Below are 16659 nucleotides of genomic sequence, written 5' to 3'. Positions count from 1 at the left end.
GTTAACCTCGATTTGGTTCCGGCTCGAAAATATCAATAAATGCTTCTGCACGCATTTCATCTAACCAGTTCTGTAACTCTTCGTTAAACTTTCGACGATAGATCAACTGGTGAGCTCGGTTTGTATTAAACTTTTCGGTAGCATCCGTGGTGCGTCTTCCTTCAAGCTGTACAATATGCCAGCCGTGAGTTGAACGGAATGGCTCACTGATTTCGCCCTGTTTTAGAGACAGCAATGCTTGCTTAAATGCAGGGACCCAAACGTTTGGATCTGCCCAGCCCAATTCACCACCTTTTACCGCTGAACCTGGATCTTCTGAGTACTGACGTGCTAAGTCTTCGAACTTGGCATCACCTGAGCGGATTTGTGCTAAGAATCTATCCATCATACCTTTTGCTCGTTCCTCTGACAGAATCGGAGACGGCTTTAGCAGAATATGACGTGATTTAACTTCTTCAATCTCTTGGGTTTGTAAACCTCGAGCATCCATTATTTTCAGAATATGAAGCCCTGCACCACTCTTGATTGGTCCTATGACGTCATTAACCTTGGCATCATTGACAACTTCAGCAAATAAAGTCGGCATTTCGTTGATATTCATATAATCCCAAATACCACCTTCTAGCGCTTTAGGACCTGAAGATGCTGCAATAGCAATGCTTCTAAAGTCATCACCATCTTTAAGACGTTTCAGTACGACATCTGCTCTTTTCGTTGATGCTTCAAGTTGAGCGCTGGTTGCATCACTAGGGACATCGATCAGAATGTGGCCTATTTGGAATTCAACGTCTTTAAGACCTTGCTCATTAATAAGGCTGACGAGGTTGTTAATTTCTTGCGGTGAAACTTGAATACGACGTTGAACTTGAATACGTTGAATTTCACCCAAAGTCACTTCTTCGCGTAACTGCTCGCGGTATTGGGCAAAAGAGGTTCCGTCACTTTCAATCTGAGCTCTCATATCCTCAACAGATATATTTTGCTCTTTTGCGATATTAGCAATGGTTTGATCTAATTGAAGATCGCCAATATGCAGTCCAATACGATCGGCCATCTGCATCTGTAGACGCGTAAGGATCAGACGTTCAATAACTTGAGTTCGCAGTGCAGTATCTGACGGGAGCTTCTGACCTGCGTTGGCAGCGTTTGCTTTAATGGTTTTAACCATACCTGCAACTTCACTTTCTAAAATGATGCCTTCATTAATTTGCACTGTGACTCGGTCTAACGGTTCAACCGCAGCGTGAACAACTTGGCTCATAGCCAATGTTAGTAAAGCAAAAATCAATCTGTTACAGCGTTTCATCCACAAAAATCCTTGGCATTTATGAGTGTCATTTGCGGTATTTGCATACCGTGTTAATGATTCTTTTGTCCTGCTTTGACTGCTTGTCTTCAGCTAGGTTCAGCATTTTAGCTAATTTTGTTTATCTAATTCTTCAAGTAAAGCGGTTTACGATAGTTAAATAGACCATCATCAAGCATATCTGAAACCCCTAAAGGACCCGAACCACCTAAGCCTTTTATCACGAAGTTTAAGTAAACACCGCTTTCAAATAGCTCTCGAGTATCATTGACTGGGTTGTCTTCGTCAACGTAATTGGTCTTAATTCGATAATGATAACTCAAACGTACGGCCCAGCAACATGATTCATATTGAAATCCTGTATAGGTTTCTACGCTGCGGCTCTCATTGAGATCATAATACCAGTTTCCTACAAGATATAAGTTGTCGTTAATTGGCCATGCACCTCTAAAGCCCATTTGCTTAATATCGACCGACTCATTGGTATTGGTATTGAGTAAGTCGGGCACATAACGATAACTCGCCTGTAATAGCTTATTTTTACCAGGGCGATAATCAACCGTTAATTCACTCTTCTTGTTTTCGCTCTCTTTTGCGTCGTATTGAATCGAGCCACTTAAGAACCAATCGGCATAGAGTTGGGTGCTGAGCTCTGCGGCGAGTGCGGAGTTCGAGGTATTCTCCTGAACAAATGTGTCGGCGCTGCCGTTGACATCATTGATGCCTACACGACTATCTTCCAAATATATAATCTGGCCTAAGCTGAATTTAAAAATCTCTTTGTTCTGTTCATCAAACAGTTTGGTGGTTAGACCTAAAGTAAACTGATTGGCATCAGCAATTCTATCTAAGCCTGAAAAACGACGTTCACGAAACAGACCGTTATAATCTTCTTGTAACTGAGCTGTATCGTAAATACCAATGTTTGATTGGTCTTCATAGCCAACATAAAGGTACTGGAATTGTGGCTCTAAAGTCTGACGGTAATTAGTATTAAAGTAATCAGTAAAGCGCTCGAAATTAATCTGACCATGAATTCGAACTTGCGGCAATGTACGATTCACAGTGTCATCAAGTGTCGAGTTTGCCAGATTTGAATTGTCATCTTGCCAATAGTTAGTTTGCAGCAGTTTAACTTCACTTGTTAGTGAACCTGCCGGACCATGAATGGGATATGAGATGCTAGGCTCAACATGCACACGCGTGGCGGTTGAGTATTCACTGTCTTGATGAGAAAAGTTAGTCACTTCACTCATTAAGTTAATATCAAAGCCGTTCCAATATTCAGGCGCTCGATAGTTAAAGGTAAACTGCGGCATAACTTGGTAAGGTTTCTCCTCCTCTCCAAGCACTTTAATATCTTGCACGCGGCCACTAATGTCCCAGTTTTCCTCAAAATAACTAATTTCGCCAATCCGGGTTAACTGATTATCCGTTGCACGTTGCACATCTGAATTAAGATCGTTGAAGTAGTTATTATCAGAAACATCGGTGTAGTTAGCTAGTACGCGCCAATTTTTATCTATAGCTCCGCTATGTTCCCAATGATACAGGTAACGATTGGGGCTGTTTGCTAACTTATCGTCGTCAGGTAAAAATTCGAAGTTAAGTTGACCTTGCTGCTTTTCACCCGCCAGATACCTAAACTCTGTCTTGGTGTATAAACCACGGGCAGACATATAGTTAGGTGTAAATGTAAGGTCAAACTCAGGTGCAATATTCCAATAATAAGGTACGGCGAACTCTACGCCGTTAGTGGTACTGGTACTAAACGATGGGAATAAAAAACCTGATTTTCGTTTATCTGATACTGGAATTGTCATGTATGGAATATACATGATCGGTACACCGCCAATTTTAAGCTTGGCATCCCAAATTTCTCCCCACTCCTCTGTGCTGTCAATTTTTATCTTGTCAGCTTCTAACAGCCAAGATGGGGAATCGGGAGGGCAAGTGGTGAAATTGGTCTTTGAAAGCAGTAAATTATTCTCTTTAGTTATTTCTAGTTTGTTGGCATCGCCATGGATTTGCTGGCCGTGCAACCAATACTGAGCGCCGAGCAATGTGGCACTATTACTGCGCATTTTGGCGACTAAAGAATCTGCGGTAACGGTAAATTGTTCATCTTGAAATACCAAGTTACCGTTGGCGGCTAATTCCTCAGCTTCTTGATCTAAAATAGCCTCATCAGCAGAGATGTTACGTCCGCCTTGGCTAAAGCTCACATCGCCGCTGAATTGGGCTTGTTTGCCCATTTGTGCTGTTGAGCTGTCAGAAATTATCGAGATACGTTGTAGATCTGCTGGGCTGTCTAAATCATACAGCGGCACATACGGTTTTACTGGAGGCTCAACAACACACTGCGAACTTTCGACAGTTGCAGTATTGGCGTCATTTGCCAAGACTAATTGGGGAAGCAGGCTCAAGGCCAGAAAATAACGGATCTGCATCTTAGGTCAATTAATTATGATTTCTTAGTCTGGACTATTGAAGAAGAGAAAAGTTGCACCCTTTCTTGGGCAACTCAGCCAAATAATTTGTTTCAATCGCTTAGCTGTTTCCATTTTGTCGTTATAATAAAGCAATTTCTTCTTAAGAGCCATGAGGTGCCCTTGTCAGATCCTAGATTTATTCAGTTAAATGCATGGCTAAACCAACATTTTAGCTCAAATATCATCCCAAAGCTTATTTCGGGTGACGCAAGTTTCAGACGATACTTTCGGGTTGTTGTCGATTCAGTTTCTTATATTGTAGTTGATTCACCGCCAAAGCTGGTGCCGATATCGCCATTTATACAGATAGCTGAAAGTTATTCACGTGCAGGTATTGCTGTTCCTAAAGTGATTGCTAGCGATGTAGAGCAAGGGTTTATGCTGCTCAGTGATCTTGGTGATATCCAATTGTTATCAGTACTGACTGCGGACAATTTAAAGGACTATTATCAAAAAGCGCTATTACTGCTAAACGATATCGCAAAAGTTACTGCGACTGAAGAGGGGACATTGCCAAATTATGATGATGAATTTGTACTGCGAGAGCTGAACATTTTTATCGAGTGGTTAGCGGTGCATCATCTTGGCTTAGCCATTGATGAAGTCGAGAGTTGCACTCAAGATGTATTCAGCATTCTAGTTGAGAATGTCAGACAACAACCCCAAGTTGGTATGCATCGAGATTATCATAGCCGTAACATAATGCTGCAAGATAACGAACTAAAGGTTATCGACTTCCAGGATGCAGTGATAGGGCCTGTGACTTATGATGCAGTTTCATTATTGCGAGACTGCTACATTCGTTGGCCTGAGGAGAGTGTTGACCAACTCATGTTGAGCCATTATGAGCAAGCCTTAGGCGCTGGCCTGTTGTCTTCAAAGGTGAACTTTGCACAATATCAGCGCTGGTTTGATCTCATGGGGCTACAGCGACACATTAAAGCCGCTGGGATCTTCGCTCGATTAAACTATCGAGATAACAAGCCCGCATATATGGCCGATATTCCGTTAACTCTGGAGTATATTCGCGATATTGCCGGTCGTTACGCCGAATTGGCTGAATTTAGTCAGTGGATTGCAAATGTCATCATTCCAGCAGTAAAGGTCAAACCATGAAAGCAATGATTTTAGCAGCTGGACGCGGAGAGAGACTGCGACCGTTGACAGACCATTTACCAAAGCCATTAGTTGAAGTTGCTGGCAAGCCTCTTATTATTTACCACTTAGAAAAGCTCGCACAAGCGGGTTTTAAAGAGGTGGTGATCAACCATGCATGGCTAGGTCACAAGCTAGTTTCTACCCTAGGAGATGGTGCCAAATGGGGGCTGACTATCAGCTATAGCGAAGAAATCCACGCGTTGGAAACCGGTGGCGGGATAAAAAAGGCGCTTAGCTTACTTGGTGATAAGCCATTTTTTGTTATTAATGGTGATGTCTTTATTGATACTCTGCCAAAAATTCATGCACTAAGCGAAGGGCTGTTGGCACATTTATGGCTGGTTGATAACCCTACACAGCATCCCGCTGGTGATTTTGCGTTAATAGAGGGCAGAGCCTCTGTACTTGGTGAGAGTAAGCTTACCTTTTCAGGCATGGGGGTTTATCATCCGGCTCTGTTTGGCAATATAGCTGAACAAGCCTTTGCACTCGCGCCATTACTACGAGCAGCGATGGACAATGGTAAGGTTTCCGCTGAACACTTTTCTCCATATTGGTGTGACGTCGGTACACTAGAACGTCTAGATAAAATTGAAAAACGAGAGCAAAAAAGGGTAAGTAATGCGAATTTGGGGTAAGGTTTTCGGTTTTATTATTGGTTATATGTTCGGCCGTCTTGGTGGAGCCATTTTTGGTTTGTGGCTTGGGCATATGTATGACCGCCGTCAAAGCGCTAGAGCGGGCTTAGGCACAAGCAGTAAGCGCCAAGCACTATTTTTTAATACCACATTTGCGGTCATGGGGCATGTAGCAAAAGCGTCTGGTCAAGTAACAGAAGTTGATATTCGCATTGCAAATGCGTTGATGGATCAAATGCGTCTCACTGGCGATGCAAGGGCTGATGCGCAGGCAGCATTTAGAGAAGGTAAAGAGAGTGACTTCGATATCCACGCCTGCTTGAAGACCTTTAGACTGATCTCTATGGGTCGTAAAGAGCTATTGCAAATGTTCTTAGAGATCCAAATTCAAACCGCACTGTCAGATGCGAAACTGGATCCTAAAGAGCATACGATTTTATCTACCATTGCTAAAGAGCTAGGCTTTAGCCAGAAGCAGCTCGATGAACTGTTAGCAAGGTGGCAAGCTGAGTTCAATTTCCATCAACAAGGTGGTGCGGGTCATCAGACTTCCGTTGCCGACGCCTACGATGTGTTGGGGATGGAGGAATCGATGTCAGACCAAGATATTAAGCGTGGCTACCGTAAATTAATGAATGAACATCACCCCGACAAACTGGTTGCCAAAGGTTTGCCACCTGAAATGATGGAACTAGCAAAGACAAAAGCGCAGGATATTCAAGCCGCTTATGATAGGGTTAAAAGTGATAGAGGTATGCGTTAAGCCTTGAATTAGTGAAAGTAAAATAATAAAAGGAACTGTCATGAAAAAGAGTCTAGTACTTGCATTGATCGGATTATGCTCCTTACCTGCTACAGCTGAAGTCTATGTTGCCCCTTTTGGAGGTTATAGTTTCGGCGCCAGTGACTTTGATGTTTATAGCACTCAAGGTGAAGACAGTGGCACTGTAAAAGTGTCTGAATCTGAGAACTATGGCGTTATGCTCGGCTTTACTACAAAAGACCCTGGAAATGTTTACCTTCTTTATAGCCACCAATCGACTGACTTAAGGGCTAGCGGTAACTTCAGCCCAGATATCATCTCTAAAATGGATGTCGACTACTTTCACGTTGGTGGCAGCCTGTATTTCCCTGTGGAAAATGTAAAACCTTATGTGACGACAAGTCTTGGTTTGACCCAGCTACGCCCCAGTGGTGAGTATTCTAATGAAACTCGTTTTTCAGTTGCATTAGGAGGAGGGGTCGAATATCAAGCGACTAACGCACTGTCATTATTTGCTGAAGTAAAAGGCTACGCGACTTTTATCAGCGCTGATAATCAACTCTTTTGCAGTGGCCAAGGTTGTATCTGGAATATTCAATCAGACATTATGTGGCAAGGCCAAGCGAATATTGGCGCAAGTCTTAAATTTTAAAAATGTGAGCGTGATAAATGCGAATAGTGGTATTAGATGGATATGCATTGAATCCTGGCGATCTAAGTTGGCAGCCTCTTGAAGACATTGGAGAGTTGGATTGTTTTGAGCGTACACCAGCAAAAGATGTGTTGGCACGCAGCCAAGATGCTGAGGTAGTGTTAACTAACAAAACAGTGCTTGATGCTAATACCTTGAAACAGCTTCCAAAACTTAAATATATAGGCATACTCGCCACTGGGACCAACGTGGTTGATATCGATGCCGCTAAAGCACTGGGTATTGTGGTCACCAATGTTCCAGGTTACGGCCCTGATGCCGTTGCACAAATGGTATTTGCACATATCTTACACGCCACACAGCAAGTTGCTCGTCACTCTGATGCTGTTATGCAGGGGAGATGGTCATCAAGTGAGGATTTTTGTTTTACTCTATCACCACTGCAATCACTTAAAGGCAAAACCTTAGGCTTAATCGGTTTTGGTGATATTGGCCGCACAGTTGCCCAAATAGCGTTAGCATTTGCTATGAAGGTGATGGTTAATACTCGACATTCTAGTCTTAAACTACCAATGGGATGCACTTGGGTAACGCAAGATGAACTTTTCTCTGGCGCTGATATCGTGTCACTGCATTGCCCATTAACAGCTGCTACTGACAAGTTCATTAATCAAGACGTGCTCAGCAAAATGAAACGTAGCGCAATGCTGATAAACACTGCTCGTGGCGGCTTAGTTGATGAAATGGCCTTGGCTGATGCTTTAGTACAACAGGAGATCGCTTTTTGTGGTGTCGATGTTTTATCGACAGAACCACCAGAAGCAGACAATCCACTGCTATCAGCGCCAAATATTACTATTTCACCGCATAATGCTTGGGCAACCATTGAGGCAAGACAAAACCTGTTAAATATCGCCGTTGATAACCTGATTTCTTTTTTAGCAGGTAAGACAATTAACAGAGTTAACGAGTAGTATGATTGGCTGAAAAAAGGCTCTGTATCTCAGCAGAAATATAGAGCCGCTAGTCAGTTTTAGTAGACAGCCTTTAGCCAAGTAGTTAAAGAATGACGTTAACTTTACTGACAGAGGTCAGTGCTTTGTCGACCGCTTTTTCAATGCTGCTATCTCTAGCTAGTACGACTCCGAGTCGTCTGCTGCCATCAATTTCTGGTTTACCAAATAGTCTAATTTGCGTATTAGGCTCTATTAGCGCTTCAGCGATTCCAGAAAATTGAATATTAGTCGATTGACCATTTGCTAGGATAACCGCTGATGCACTGGGGCCATGTTGTACAATATTACTGATAGGTAAGCCTAAAATTGCCCGTACATGCAGTGCAAACTCTGACAAGTCTTGGCTAATCATGGTTACCATACCGGTGTCATGGGGGCGAGGTGATACTTCTGAAAAGTAGACATCATCACCTTTGATAAATAGTTCAACACCAAACAAGCCATAGCCGCCAAGTGCTTTTACTACTTTTTCGCCTATATCTTGGGCTTTGGCTTTAACAACATCAGACATCACTTGTGGCTGCCATGATTCTCTATAATCACCGTCCTCTTGACGGTGGCCAATCGCGTCGCAGAAATGAATGCCGTTTATGGCACTAATTGTTAAAAGGGTAATCTCGTAATCAAAAGCGATAAAGCCTTCAACGATAACGCGTCCTCCGCCAGCTCTGCCACCTTCTTGAGCATACTGCCAAGCCGAGTCTATTTGAGCTTCATCTCGAACCACGCTTTGCCCTTTGCCTGATGAACTCATCACAGGCTTTACCACGCACGGTAGTCCTATTTGGCTAATGGCTTTTCTAAATTCATTTTCGGTATCGCAAAAGAAATAAGGTGACGTTGGTATGGCGAGTGTTTCTGCTGCTAAACAGCGTATGCCCTCTCTATCCATGGTCAACTTCGTTGCTTTGGCCGTTGGGATTATATTTACCCCTTTGGCTTCTAGTTCAACCAATGCTTGGGTGGCGATAGCTTCAAGTTCAGGGATCACCAAATCTGGATTTTCTAGTTTGATTACCTGCTCTAATGCCTCGGGATCTAGCATGTTAATCACATGGCTGCGATGTGCAACCTGCATTGCAGGCGCATTTGGGTAACGATCAACGGCGATAACTTCAATACCAAAGCGTTGCAGTTCAATAGCAACTTCCTTACCTAACTCTCCACATCCAAGCAGCATAGCGCGCTTAGCGTTTTGACTTAATGCAGTACCTATCATCTTTTTTACCTTTGTTTAAATTGTAGGGATGCTCTCCTTGCTGCAATGTCAGCAACATAGGGGCACTATTTCTTATTGGTTTTAGTCTACCTTGCCATTAGCACTTGCAATGTAGCATTGATGATAAACGTGCGACAGATCACGCTGCTTTAGGAAAACAGCCTATGCTTATATAATGTTTTAATTAAAAAAAAATAGCTTTGTAGAGGGTTTGTTGCCAAGATGTTTGTATGCAACTGACGGTTATAGATGTGATTATAATAAATTAAGGAGAGCGCTGTGTTTTTAGACTATTTTGCGTTAGGCATTATATTTTTTGTTGCCATTTTTATTTTTTATGGGGTAATAGCAATTCACGATATTCCCTATGAAATTGCTAAAAAAAGAAATCATCCGCAGCAAGATGCTCTGCATATTGCAGGTTGGGTGAGTTTATTCACTCTTCATGCCATTTGGCCGTTTTTATGGATCTGGGCCACGCTCTATCGAGAAGATCGAGGTTGGGGTTTTAGCGAAGTCGTTGAGAAAGAGCAGGTGTTAGACAGTGAAATTAAAGGCCTGACTGAAACAGTGAGAAAACTTGAACAAAGATTAGCTGCAGTTGAAGGAGTGAATACTGCCACTGAATCGAACATTCCTGTTGTGGATGCAGTCAACATCACACCAGAGGGGAAAGTGTAATATGGATTTACTACTGGTTCTAACCTACACCGCTGTGTGTATCGCTATTTTCAAGATATTTAAAATCCCATTAACAAAATGGACGGTCCCCACTGCTATTTTGGGCGGTATTTTTATTGTCGGTGCATTGATACTTTTAATGAACTATAACCATCCTTACACGCCTTTTGGTAAGGATATGTTTGTCTCCACTCCGATTAATCCACTGGTCAGAGGCGTAGTGGTTTCGGTTGACGTAGAGCCTAATACGCCGATTAAAAAGGGTGATGTATTGTTTAAGTTGGATGCAACTGGATACGCCGCGGTTGTTAAACAAAAGCGCGCCGCATTGGTCGCCGCAGAACTTGAAGTCCCTCAGTTAGAGGCTGCTTGGGAAGCTGCTAAGGCCGCAGTAACGAGGGCTGAAGCTGATAGAGATAGAACTAAGTCTGCATTTGATCGTTATGAAAAAGGTCGCAAACGAGGCGGCGCGAACTCACCATTTACAGAATTAGAACTGGACAACAAACGCCAGCTCTATTTAGCCTCACAAGCGCAACTTACAGCAGCGCATGCTGAGGAGTTACGTGTAAAGTTGGCATACGAGTCGAACGTCGACGGGGTAAATACTAAAGTAGCGGGTATTCAAGGGGAGCTTGAAAAAGCCTTGTTTGACCTTGAGCAAACCGTGATACGAGCGCCAGCAGATGGTATGGTGACACAAATGGCACTGCGTCCTGGCATTGTTGCTGTGCCTATGCCGTTAAGATCATTACTGAGTTTTATTCCCGATGAAGATCGTCTTTTTGCTGGCGCATTTTGGCAGAACTCTCTGTTAAGGCTTAAAAAGGGAGATGAAGCTGAAGTGATTTTAGACGGAGCGCCAGGGGTAGTATTTAAAGGTAAAGTTGCTCAAGTATTACCTGCTATGGCTGAAGGTGAAATTCAGTCAGGTGGACGTTTAATTACTGCAGGCTCCATGCTACAGCGCGGCAGAACAATCGTTGTTATTGATCTTGAAGACAGAGATATTCTCAATCAATTCCCAGCTGGAGTATCTGGGCAGATTGCGATATATACAGAGCACTTTGCCCATGTCGCAATTATGCGTAAAGTCTTGTTGAGAATGCAGGGCTGGTTGAACTACCTATTCCACTAAAAAAAGTGATAGAGAGTTTATTAAAGGGACCAATATGGTCCCTTTATTGTTAGTGATTTTTAAGGGTATAAATATGCAAGATATAAGGGATTTAACTGCGATTTTACGTTCCAACACTCCCATCGTGATTATCGAAACCTATGAAGAGTATCGAGTTTTAGATTTACTAAAAAGGGTGTCACAAGTTTTATATCAACCATTATTTAGCTGGAGCATCACTAAAGGCTTATCTCGGGTAGATAAACAGCTAGGTTTGCAAAAATTTAACAGTGAACCAGCCGATATATTGGGACAGATAAAATCCACGCCTGAAGGAGGAATTTATGCGCTTTGCGATTTTCACCCATTCGTCATTGATGAGCCCAAAAACACCCGTTTACTAAAAGAGATAGCGCTAGAGTATGAATCGTTAAAGCACACGATTATCTTGATTAGTCATGCCTTTGATATACCCCCAGAAATCAAACGTTATTGTGCCCATTTTAGGTTGTCGCTACCAAATAGCACCCAACTTCTTAATATTATTCAGCAGCAAGTCAGGCAAGCCAACCAGCAAGGCTTGAGCATTGAAGTTGATGAATCGGCAGCCTTAAGGCTCGCAGATAATCTTCGAGGAGTCACATTTGATGACGCCCGCCGCCTAGCCCATAAGGCGATTGTTGATGATGGAGCGATTACTCATTCTGATATAGATCTGGTTAATCGAGGCAAGTTTGAACTGCTCAATATGGATGGAGTGTTGCAGTTTGAATATGACACTAGCGATTTTTCGCAAGTTGCTGGTTTACATTATCTCAAGCAGTGGCTGCAGCATCGTAAACCGCAATTAAAACAATCGGGGAGCATCGAAAGCCCTAAAGGTATCTTGCTACTCGGAGTGCAAGGAAGTGGTAAAAGCTTGGCGGCGAAGGCGGTTGCAGGGTTATGGCAAAGGCCGTTACTAAAGCTTGATATGGCGGCATTGTATAACAAGTATATTGGTGAGACGGAGAAGAATCTACGTCAAGCATTAACGCTGGCCGATTTGATGTCACCCTGTGTATTGTGGATTGATGAAATAGAGAAAGGCTTAAGCAGCGGTAGTAGTGATGATGGTACTTCAAAGCGTATTTTAGGCACGGTACTGACCTGGATGGCGGAGCGAGAGTCTGAGGTATTTCTAGTCGCGACCGCTAATGACATCAGCGCACTGCCTCCGGAGCTTATGCGAAAAGGGCGTATGGATGAGATCTTTTTTGTTGATCTGCCTGATGATGAGATCCGTCGAGCAATATTTCTTATCCATGGCAATAAGCGCGGATTGGATATGAGCCTCTTTGATCTCGCAGTGCTTTCATTGGCGAGTGATGGGTTCTCCGGCGCTGAAATAGAGCAAGCGGTAATATCGGCGACATATACAGCTAGAGCGACTAACCAAGTTGTGGATCAACAACTGCTTCTAGCTGAGTTACTTAATACTCGGCCATTGTCGGTAGTTATGAGGGAAAATTTAGTGGAATTGCGCCAATGGGCGAAGGAGCGAACCGTTAACGCACATCGATAATAGTTAGTGGAGACTCTGCCTGAAAGATCTGTTTGCAATTGATACTTTGCGCTGTTGTATAAGAGTTTGTAAGCTGGTCGCTTAAAATAACAATAAGTACTGTGAACAGTATTAAAGGACGAGAATGCTTCTTTTCACCAATATAAAAACTAGTGCTAATCGAGCCATTACGGTTGGCTTTATTTTGTTCTCCACACTCTCTGTTTTGAGTGTTACTGCAGCTGAAAGTCCATCAGCAGTGGCTGAAGTTGAGCCTGAAGTTGTCGTGACTGAGCATAGAGCACGGATAAATGATAAAAAAATTAACTACCAAGCAATTGCGGGCGAAACAATTTTAGAAGATAGCAAAGGCTTGCCATTAGCGAGTATTTTTTCAATCAGTTACCTACGTACCGATGTTAAAAACAGTGAAAAACGGCCTGTTACATTTGTCTTCAATGGTGGCCCCGGCTCAGCATCACTTTGGTTGCACATGGGGCTTTTTGGTCCTAAGCGTGTAGTGGTTCCTGGCGATGCAACTGATGATGGCGCAGCACCTTACCCATTAATTGAAAACAAATACTCAATATTAGATGAATCAGATTTAGTCTTTATAGATCCTGTCGGTACTGGCTTTAGCCGAGCGTTAGGGGAGAATAAAGGCGCAGATTTTTGGGGGGTGACTGAAGATGCAAAATCCATTGCGGAGTTTATGCGTCGCTGGTTGATCGAACACGGACGTTGGAACTCTCCTAAATATCTAGCGGGTGAAAGCTACGGTACCACTCGAGCAGCTGCACTCGTGGACGAGTTGCAAGGCGGTTGGACTGATATCTCAATTAATGGTGTGATGTTGATATCATCTATTCTTGATTTTAGTCACGCGCGTTATCAGCCGGGTAACAACCAACCTTACATTGGTTTTTTACCCACTATGGCAGCAACGGCCTTTTATCATGACAAAGTCAGTGCAGCAGATAAAGCCATGGGCTTAGAGGCTTTTATTGAGGCCTCTCGTCAATTTGCAATTAAAGATTATGCGCTGGCATTGTTGCAAGGTAATCGACTTGACGCAGCAACTTACCAAGCAACCCGTAAACAATTGGCGCGTTTTACTGGCTTGTCTGAATTCTATTTAGACAGGGTTAATTTGCGAGTCAGTGCAAGTCGATACACAAAGCAGTTGCTGCGAGATCAAGATTTGACTGTTGGTCGCTTAGATAGCCGTTACAAAGGTGTCGATTATGATAGTGGTGGCGAGCGAAATGATAATGATCCATCGGGCTACGGTATTGATGGCGCATATACAGCAGCAATACATGACTATGTCTATAAAGATTTAGGGATTAAGATGACTCGCCCATTTAACGTACTCTCTTATGAGGTAAATCGGGGATGGAACTGGAACGTCAGCGGTAAGCAAATGCACTATGTAAACGTTGCGCCTATGCTAGGGCGAGCACAGCGAGAGAATAAAGATCTTAGAATATTTGTTGCGAACGGTTATTTTGATTTTGCGACTCCCTTTTTCGCAACTGAAAATACCTTTGCCGATAATGGAATCGACAATCGCAGAGTATCAATGCACTACTATGCAGCAGGGCATATGATGTATGTTGAACCTGATTCTTTAGCGCAATTAGCTACAGATATTAGAGCATTTTATCACCCTGAAAAGTAATAGATAATAGCGGTAACCTTAGTTGAAAAGATGAGCCCTTAGGGGCTCTTTATTTAAATCACGTAGTAAAAGGTAAAGGGAAATGAGTTTTAGTGCATGGCTAGGATTGCTAGCTATCTGTTGTTTAGGCGCTATGTCTCCAGGGCCTAGTTTAGCCATGGTTGTAAGGCATACTTTAGGTGGTGGAAGAGGCAAAGGGATTATTTGTGCTTGGGCTCATTCTATCGGTATTGGCGTTTATGCGTTAGTAACTTTACTCGGGCTTGCTGTAGTGCTCAAGCAGGCTCCGATGGTATTTAATGGTATTGCGATTATAGGTGCATTGTATTTAGCCTATATGGGCGTGCAAGCTTTACGTTCTAAAGGTGGTATGTCAGACAAATTGGCTGCGGGTAAGTCAACAGATGCATTAACGGCCGCTCGTGATGGCTTAGCTATTTCACTTTTTAATCCGAAGATAATGCTGTTCTTTTTGGCACTTTTTAGCCAATTTGTCATGGTCGCAGATAACATGACTGCAAAAGGGTTGATTGTGTTAACGCCGCTACTGGTGGATGGCCTTTGGTATACCCTTATTGCGCTGGTTTTATCACACTCTGCAGTGTTGCCAAAATTACGAGAGAAAGCAGCACTGATTGATAAACTGTCTGGGATTGTATTGATTTTATTAGCGGTCAGAGTACTGGTTACCTTGTAACCCCCTATTTACGTGCGGTTTAGGTAATAAAAAAGCCATCAGTAATGATGGCTTTTTTGTGCTGCATTTAGATATTCATTAAGAATTGAATACCTGCACAGAATCATCTTTAGCTGGCTCTTCAGCTTTAGGCTGTGATGGATTCTTAATATGGTCTTCAAGATTGTCTTTCAACATCTCTTTATATTCATTGCTAAACCACTCGAGTGCATTATCTTTTTCAGCGGCAAGATCAGCTGACTTTAATGATGCTTCAAAGGCATTGAAACGAGCAGCAGCAAAACGCATTCCTGTGCCGACTTTACCGACATCTTGCTCTTTTGCTGAAAGTTCGTTGGCCAATGCGATGAATTGATCGGCTATTTCAAAAATGGTGGTTTCTTTTTTAGCTTCTGACATTCTGCTTATGCTCTTAATGATTGAGATTTAGATGACTGATTCTATCTTAAATTAGCAGCTAATAAACCATTGTTATCAACTATTGGGATCTGAATCGGTAATAACGCTGCCGTCTCTAGAGTCGTAATAGATAGACATAGTTTGTTCAGGCAGCAGATAAAAGAAACATTGATCTGGGCCTTGATAAGCGGCGCGATAAACTGCATCGGGCGTATTTGCCGAGTTGGATACTATGGGAGCATCTTCGAGTACTGTGCGCCAAACAGACATGCAGTCATTGGTATTATTCAGTCGCGGGCTGCTCTCAAAGGGCGGATAATTTTGCGCAGGAAAGCCCCATTGGTTAATATCTAATTGGCCCGATGCACCGCCGTTAAATACTTGTAAATTGTCTGCAGGTCCTGAGTTTCCTGCCGCAGCCCATTTTACATTGGCTAAGCTTATGCCGCCTTTAAAGGCGCCACCAGTTGCTTGATGGGTGGCTATCTCTGCATCTTGTCTTAGGTTAATAAACTTAGGAAAAGCGATAACGGCAAGAATACTTAAGATGATAATAACAACAACAAGTTCAATTAACGTAAACCCCTGTAGGGCGTATTTTTTGGTCATGAATAGATCCATTATTCAGTTTGTCTGAATTGAGTTTAGCTTAACTTAGTTTAACTGTTTGGATCTGAGTCTACTGTAACTGAGCCTAAATTAGAATCATATTGAATTGATAGGTTGGTATTCTCTCTATAGTGATATGTACAAGTCGCTGTTGCACTATAGATTGCTTTATAGTGCGTCCTATCGGCATTATTGTTATTAGATACACTCGGCTCATCACCTTGAAATATAACTTGCCAGACCGAAATACAATCTTCTACATTATCAAGTTTAGGCGATGCTTCATTGCCATGAATATAGTGCTGAGCAGGCCAGCCATTAGCATTAAAGTCAACTTCACCTGATTGGGCAGTACCAAATACAGCTAGGTCTTCAACGGGGCCACTGCCCACTTTTACAGCCCATACAGCTCTAGACAGATCAAGTCCTGATTTAAATGCACCTGCTGTGCCTTTAACTGTCGATACTTGTGCATCTTCAGACAAGTTAATGAACTTAGGTAAAGCAATAACTGCGAGGATCCCTAGGATAATGATGACAACAACAAGCTCTATTAATGTAAATCCAGACCGTGACTTTGAAGATGAAGGGGTCAACATTTGACAGGCCGTCCTAGGCAAAAAGTGAGCGCATATTTTATCACCTTAGTGACTGAATACCAATGACTAAACATCAAACAATCTAATGG

At 42.7% G+C, this 16659-nt stretch carries 16 protein-coding genes; 10 read left to right on the top strand and 6 right to left on the bottom strand.

Annotation, left to right across the window (positions count from 1 at the left end):
* Nucleotide 1 precedes the first annotated feature (1 nt).
* Nucleotides 2-1306: a peptidylprolyl isomerase SurA gene (surA, locus tag AB4135_RS16515; RefSeq protein WP_371994563.1), complete on the bottom strand. Its 1305-nt coding sequence runs from the start codon at nucleotides 1304-1306 to the stop codon at nucleotides 2-4.
* Nucleotides 1307-1431: 125 nt separating this feature from the next.
* Nucleotides 1432-3756, bottom strand: coding sequence for an LPS assembly protein LptD (gene lptD, locus AB4135_RS16510; RefSeq protein WP_371994562.1), 2325 nt, complete (start codon nucleotides 3754-3756; stop codon nucleotides 1432-1434).
* A gap of 156 nt (nucleotides 3757-3912) precedes the next feature.
* Between lptD and AB4135_RS16505 the strand changes: the two genes are divergently transcribed.
* Genes AB4135_RS16505 through AB4135_RS16485 form a run of 5 tightly spaced genes read left to right on the top strand, consistent with a single transcriptional unit; the run spans nucleotide 3913 to nucleotide 7983 of the window.
* Complete coding sequence (locus AB4135_RS16505) at nucleotides 3913-4914, top strand: aminoglycoside phosphotransferase family protein (RefSeq protein WP_371994561.1); 1002 nt, start codon at nucleotides 3913-3915, stop codon at nucleotides 4912-4914.
* Nucleotides 4911-5594 (top strand): N-acetylmuramate alpha-1-phosphate uridylyltransferase MurU, encoded by a 684-nt coding sequence (gene murU / locus AB4135_RS16500; protein ID WP_371994560.1) that lies wholly within the window; start codon nucleotides 4911-4913, stop codon nucleotides 5592-5594. Before AB4135_RS16505 ends, murU begins: the two co-directional genes overlap by 4 nt.
* Nucleotides 5578-6357, top strand: coding sequence for a co-chaperone DjlA (gene djlA / locus AB4135_RS16495; RefSeq protein ID WP_371994559.1), 780 nt, complete (start codon nucleotides 5578-5580; stop codon nucleotides 6355-6357). Before murU ends, djlA begins: the two co-directional genes overlap by 17 nt.
* Before the next feature lie 40 nt (nucleotides 6358-6397).
* A complete protein-coding gene (locus AB4135_RS16490) occupies nucleotides 6398-7009 on the top strand; it encodes an outer membrane beta-barrel protein (RefSeq protein ID WP_371994558.1) in 612 nt (203 codons plus the stop codon).
* A 17-nt stretch (nucleotides 7010-7026) separates the two neighbouring features.
* The gene (locus AB4135_RS16485) at nucleotides 7027-7983 is read left to right on the top strand and encodes a D-2-hydroxyacid dehydrogenase (RefSeq protein ID WP_371994557.1); all 957 of its coding nucleotides are present in this window, start codon (nucleotides 7027-7029) and stop codon (nucleotides 7981-7983) included.
* A gap of 85 nt (nucleotides 7984-8068) precedes the next feature.
* On the opposite strand, the gene purT is transcribed toward AB4135_RS16485, so the two are convergent.
* Nucleotides 8069-9244, bottom strand: coding sequence for a formate-dependent phosphoribosylglycinamide formyltransferase (gene purT, locus AB4135_RS16480; RefSeq protein ID WP_371994556.1), 1176 nt, complete (start codon nucleotides 9242-9244; stop codon nucleotides 8069-8071).
* Between the two features lie 279 nt (nucleotides 9245-9523).
* Here purT and AB4135_RS16475 point away from each other — a divergent pair, with 279 nt between their 5' ends.
* From AB4135_RS16475 to AB4135_RS16455, 5 genes are all read left to right on the top strand, one after another.
* Complete coding sequence (locus tag AB4135_RS16475; RefSeq protein ID WP_371994555.1) at nucleotides 9524-9925, top strand: DUF3302 domain-containing protein; 402 nt, start codon at nucleotides 9524-9526, stop codon at nucleotides 9923-9925.
* A gap of 1 nt (nucleotide 9926) precedes the next feature.
* Nucleotides 9927-11063 (top strand): HlyD family secretion protein, encoded by a 1137-nt coding sequence (locus AB4135_RS16470; RefSeq protein ID WP_371994554.1) that lies wholly within the window; start codon nucleotides 9927-9929, stop codon nucleotides 11061-11063.
* Nucleotides 11064-11136: 73 nt separating this feature from the next.
* Nucleotides 11137-12606, top strand: a complete 1470-nt coding sequence (locus AB4135_RS16465) for an AAA family ATPase (RefSeq protein ID WP_371994553.1) — start codon at nucleotides 11137-11139, stop codon at nucleotides 12604-12606.
* Nucleotides 12607-12730: 124 nt separating this feature from the next.
* On the top strand, nucleotides 12731-14266 hold the full coding sequence (locus AB4135_RS16460; protein ID WP_371994552.1) for a S10 family peptidase: 1536 nt from the start codon (nucleotides 12731-12733) through the stop codon (nucleotides 14264-14266).
* A gap of 82 nt (nucleotides 14267-14348) precedes the next feature.
* A complete protein-coding gene (locus tag AB4135_RS16455; protein ID WP_020914078.1) occupies nucleotides 14349-14963 on the top strand; it encodes a LysE family translocator in 615 nt (204 codons plus the stop codon).
* Between the two features lie 78 nt (nucleotides 14964-15041).
* Here the strand turns inward: AB4135_RS16455 and AB4135_RS16450 are convergent, their stop codons facing one another.
* The 3 genes from AB4135_RS16450 to AB4135_RS16440 form a co-directional block, all read right to left on the bottom strand.
* Complete coding sequence (locus AB4135_RS16450; RefSeq protein WP_220736991.1) at nucleotides 15042-15362, bottom strand: DUF3144 domain-containing protein; 321 nt, start codon at nucleotides 15360-15362, stop codon at nucleotides 15042-15044.
* Nucleotides 15363-15437: 75 nt separating this feature from the next.
* Nucleotides 15438-15971 carry a type II secretion system protein gene (locus AB4135_RS16445; RefSeq protein WP_371994551.1) on the bottom strand — a complete coding sequence of 178 codons (534 nt, stop codon included), beginning with the start codon at nucleotides 15969-15971 and terminating at the stop codon, nucleotides 15438-15440.
* A gap of 50 nt (nucleotides 15972-16021) precedes the next feature.
* A complete protein-coding gene (locus tag AB4135_RS16440; protein WP_371994550.1) occupies nucleotides 16022-16570 on the bottom strand; it encodes a type II secretion system protein in 549 nt (182 codons plus the stop codon).
* Nucleotides 16571-16659: the final 89 nt, after the last annotated feature.

Source organism: Shewanella sp. 10N.286.54.B9, assembly GCF_041468565.1.
Taxonomy (GTDB): Bacteria; Pseudomonadota; Gammaproteobacteria; order Enterobacterales; family Shewanellaceae; genus Shewanella.
This window is presented reverse-complemented; position numbering and strand designations above follow the sequence as displayed.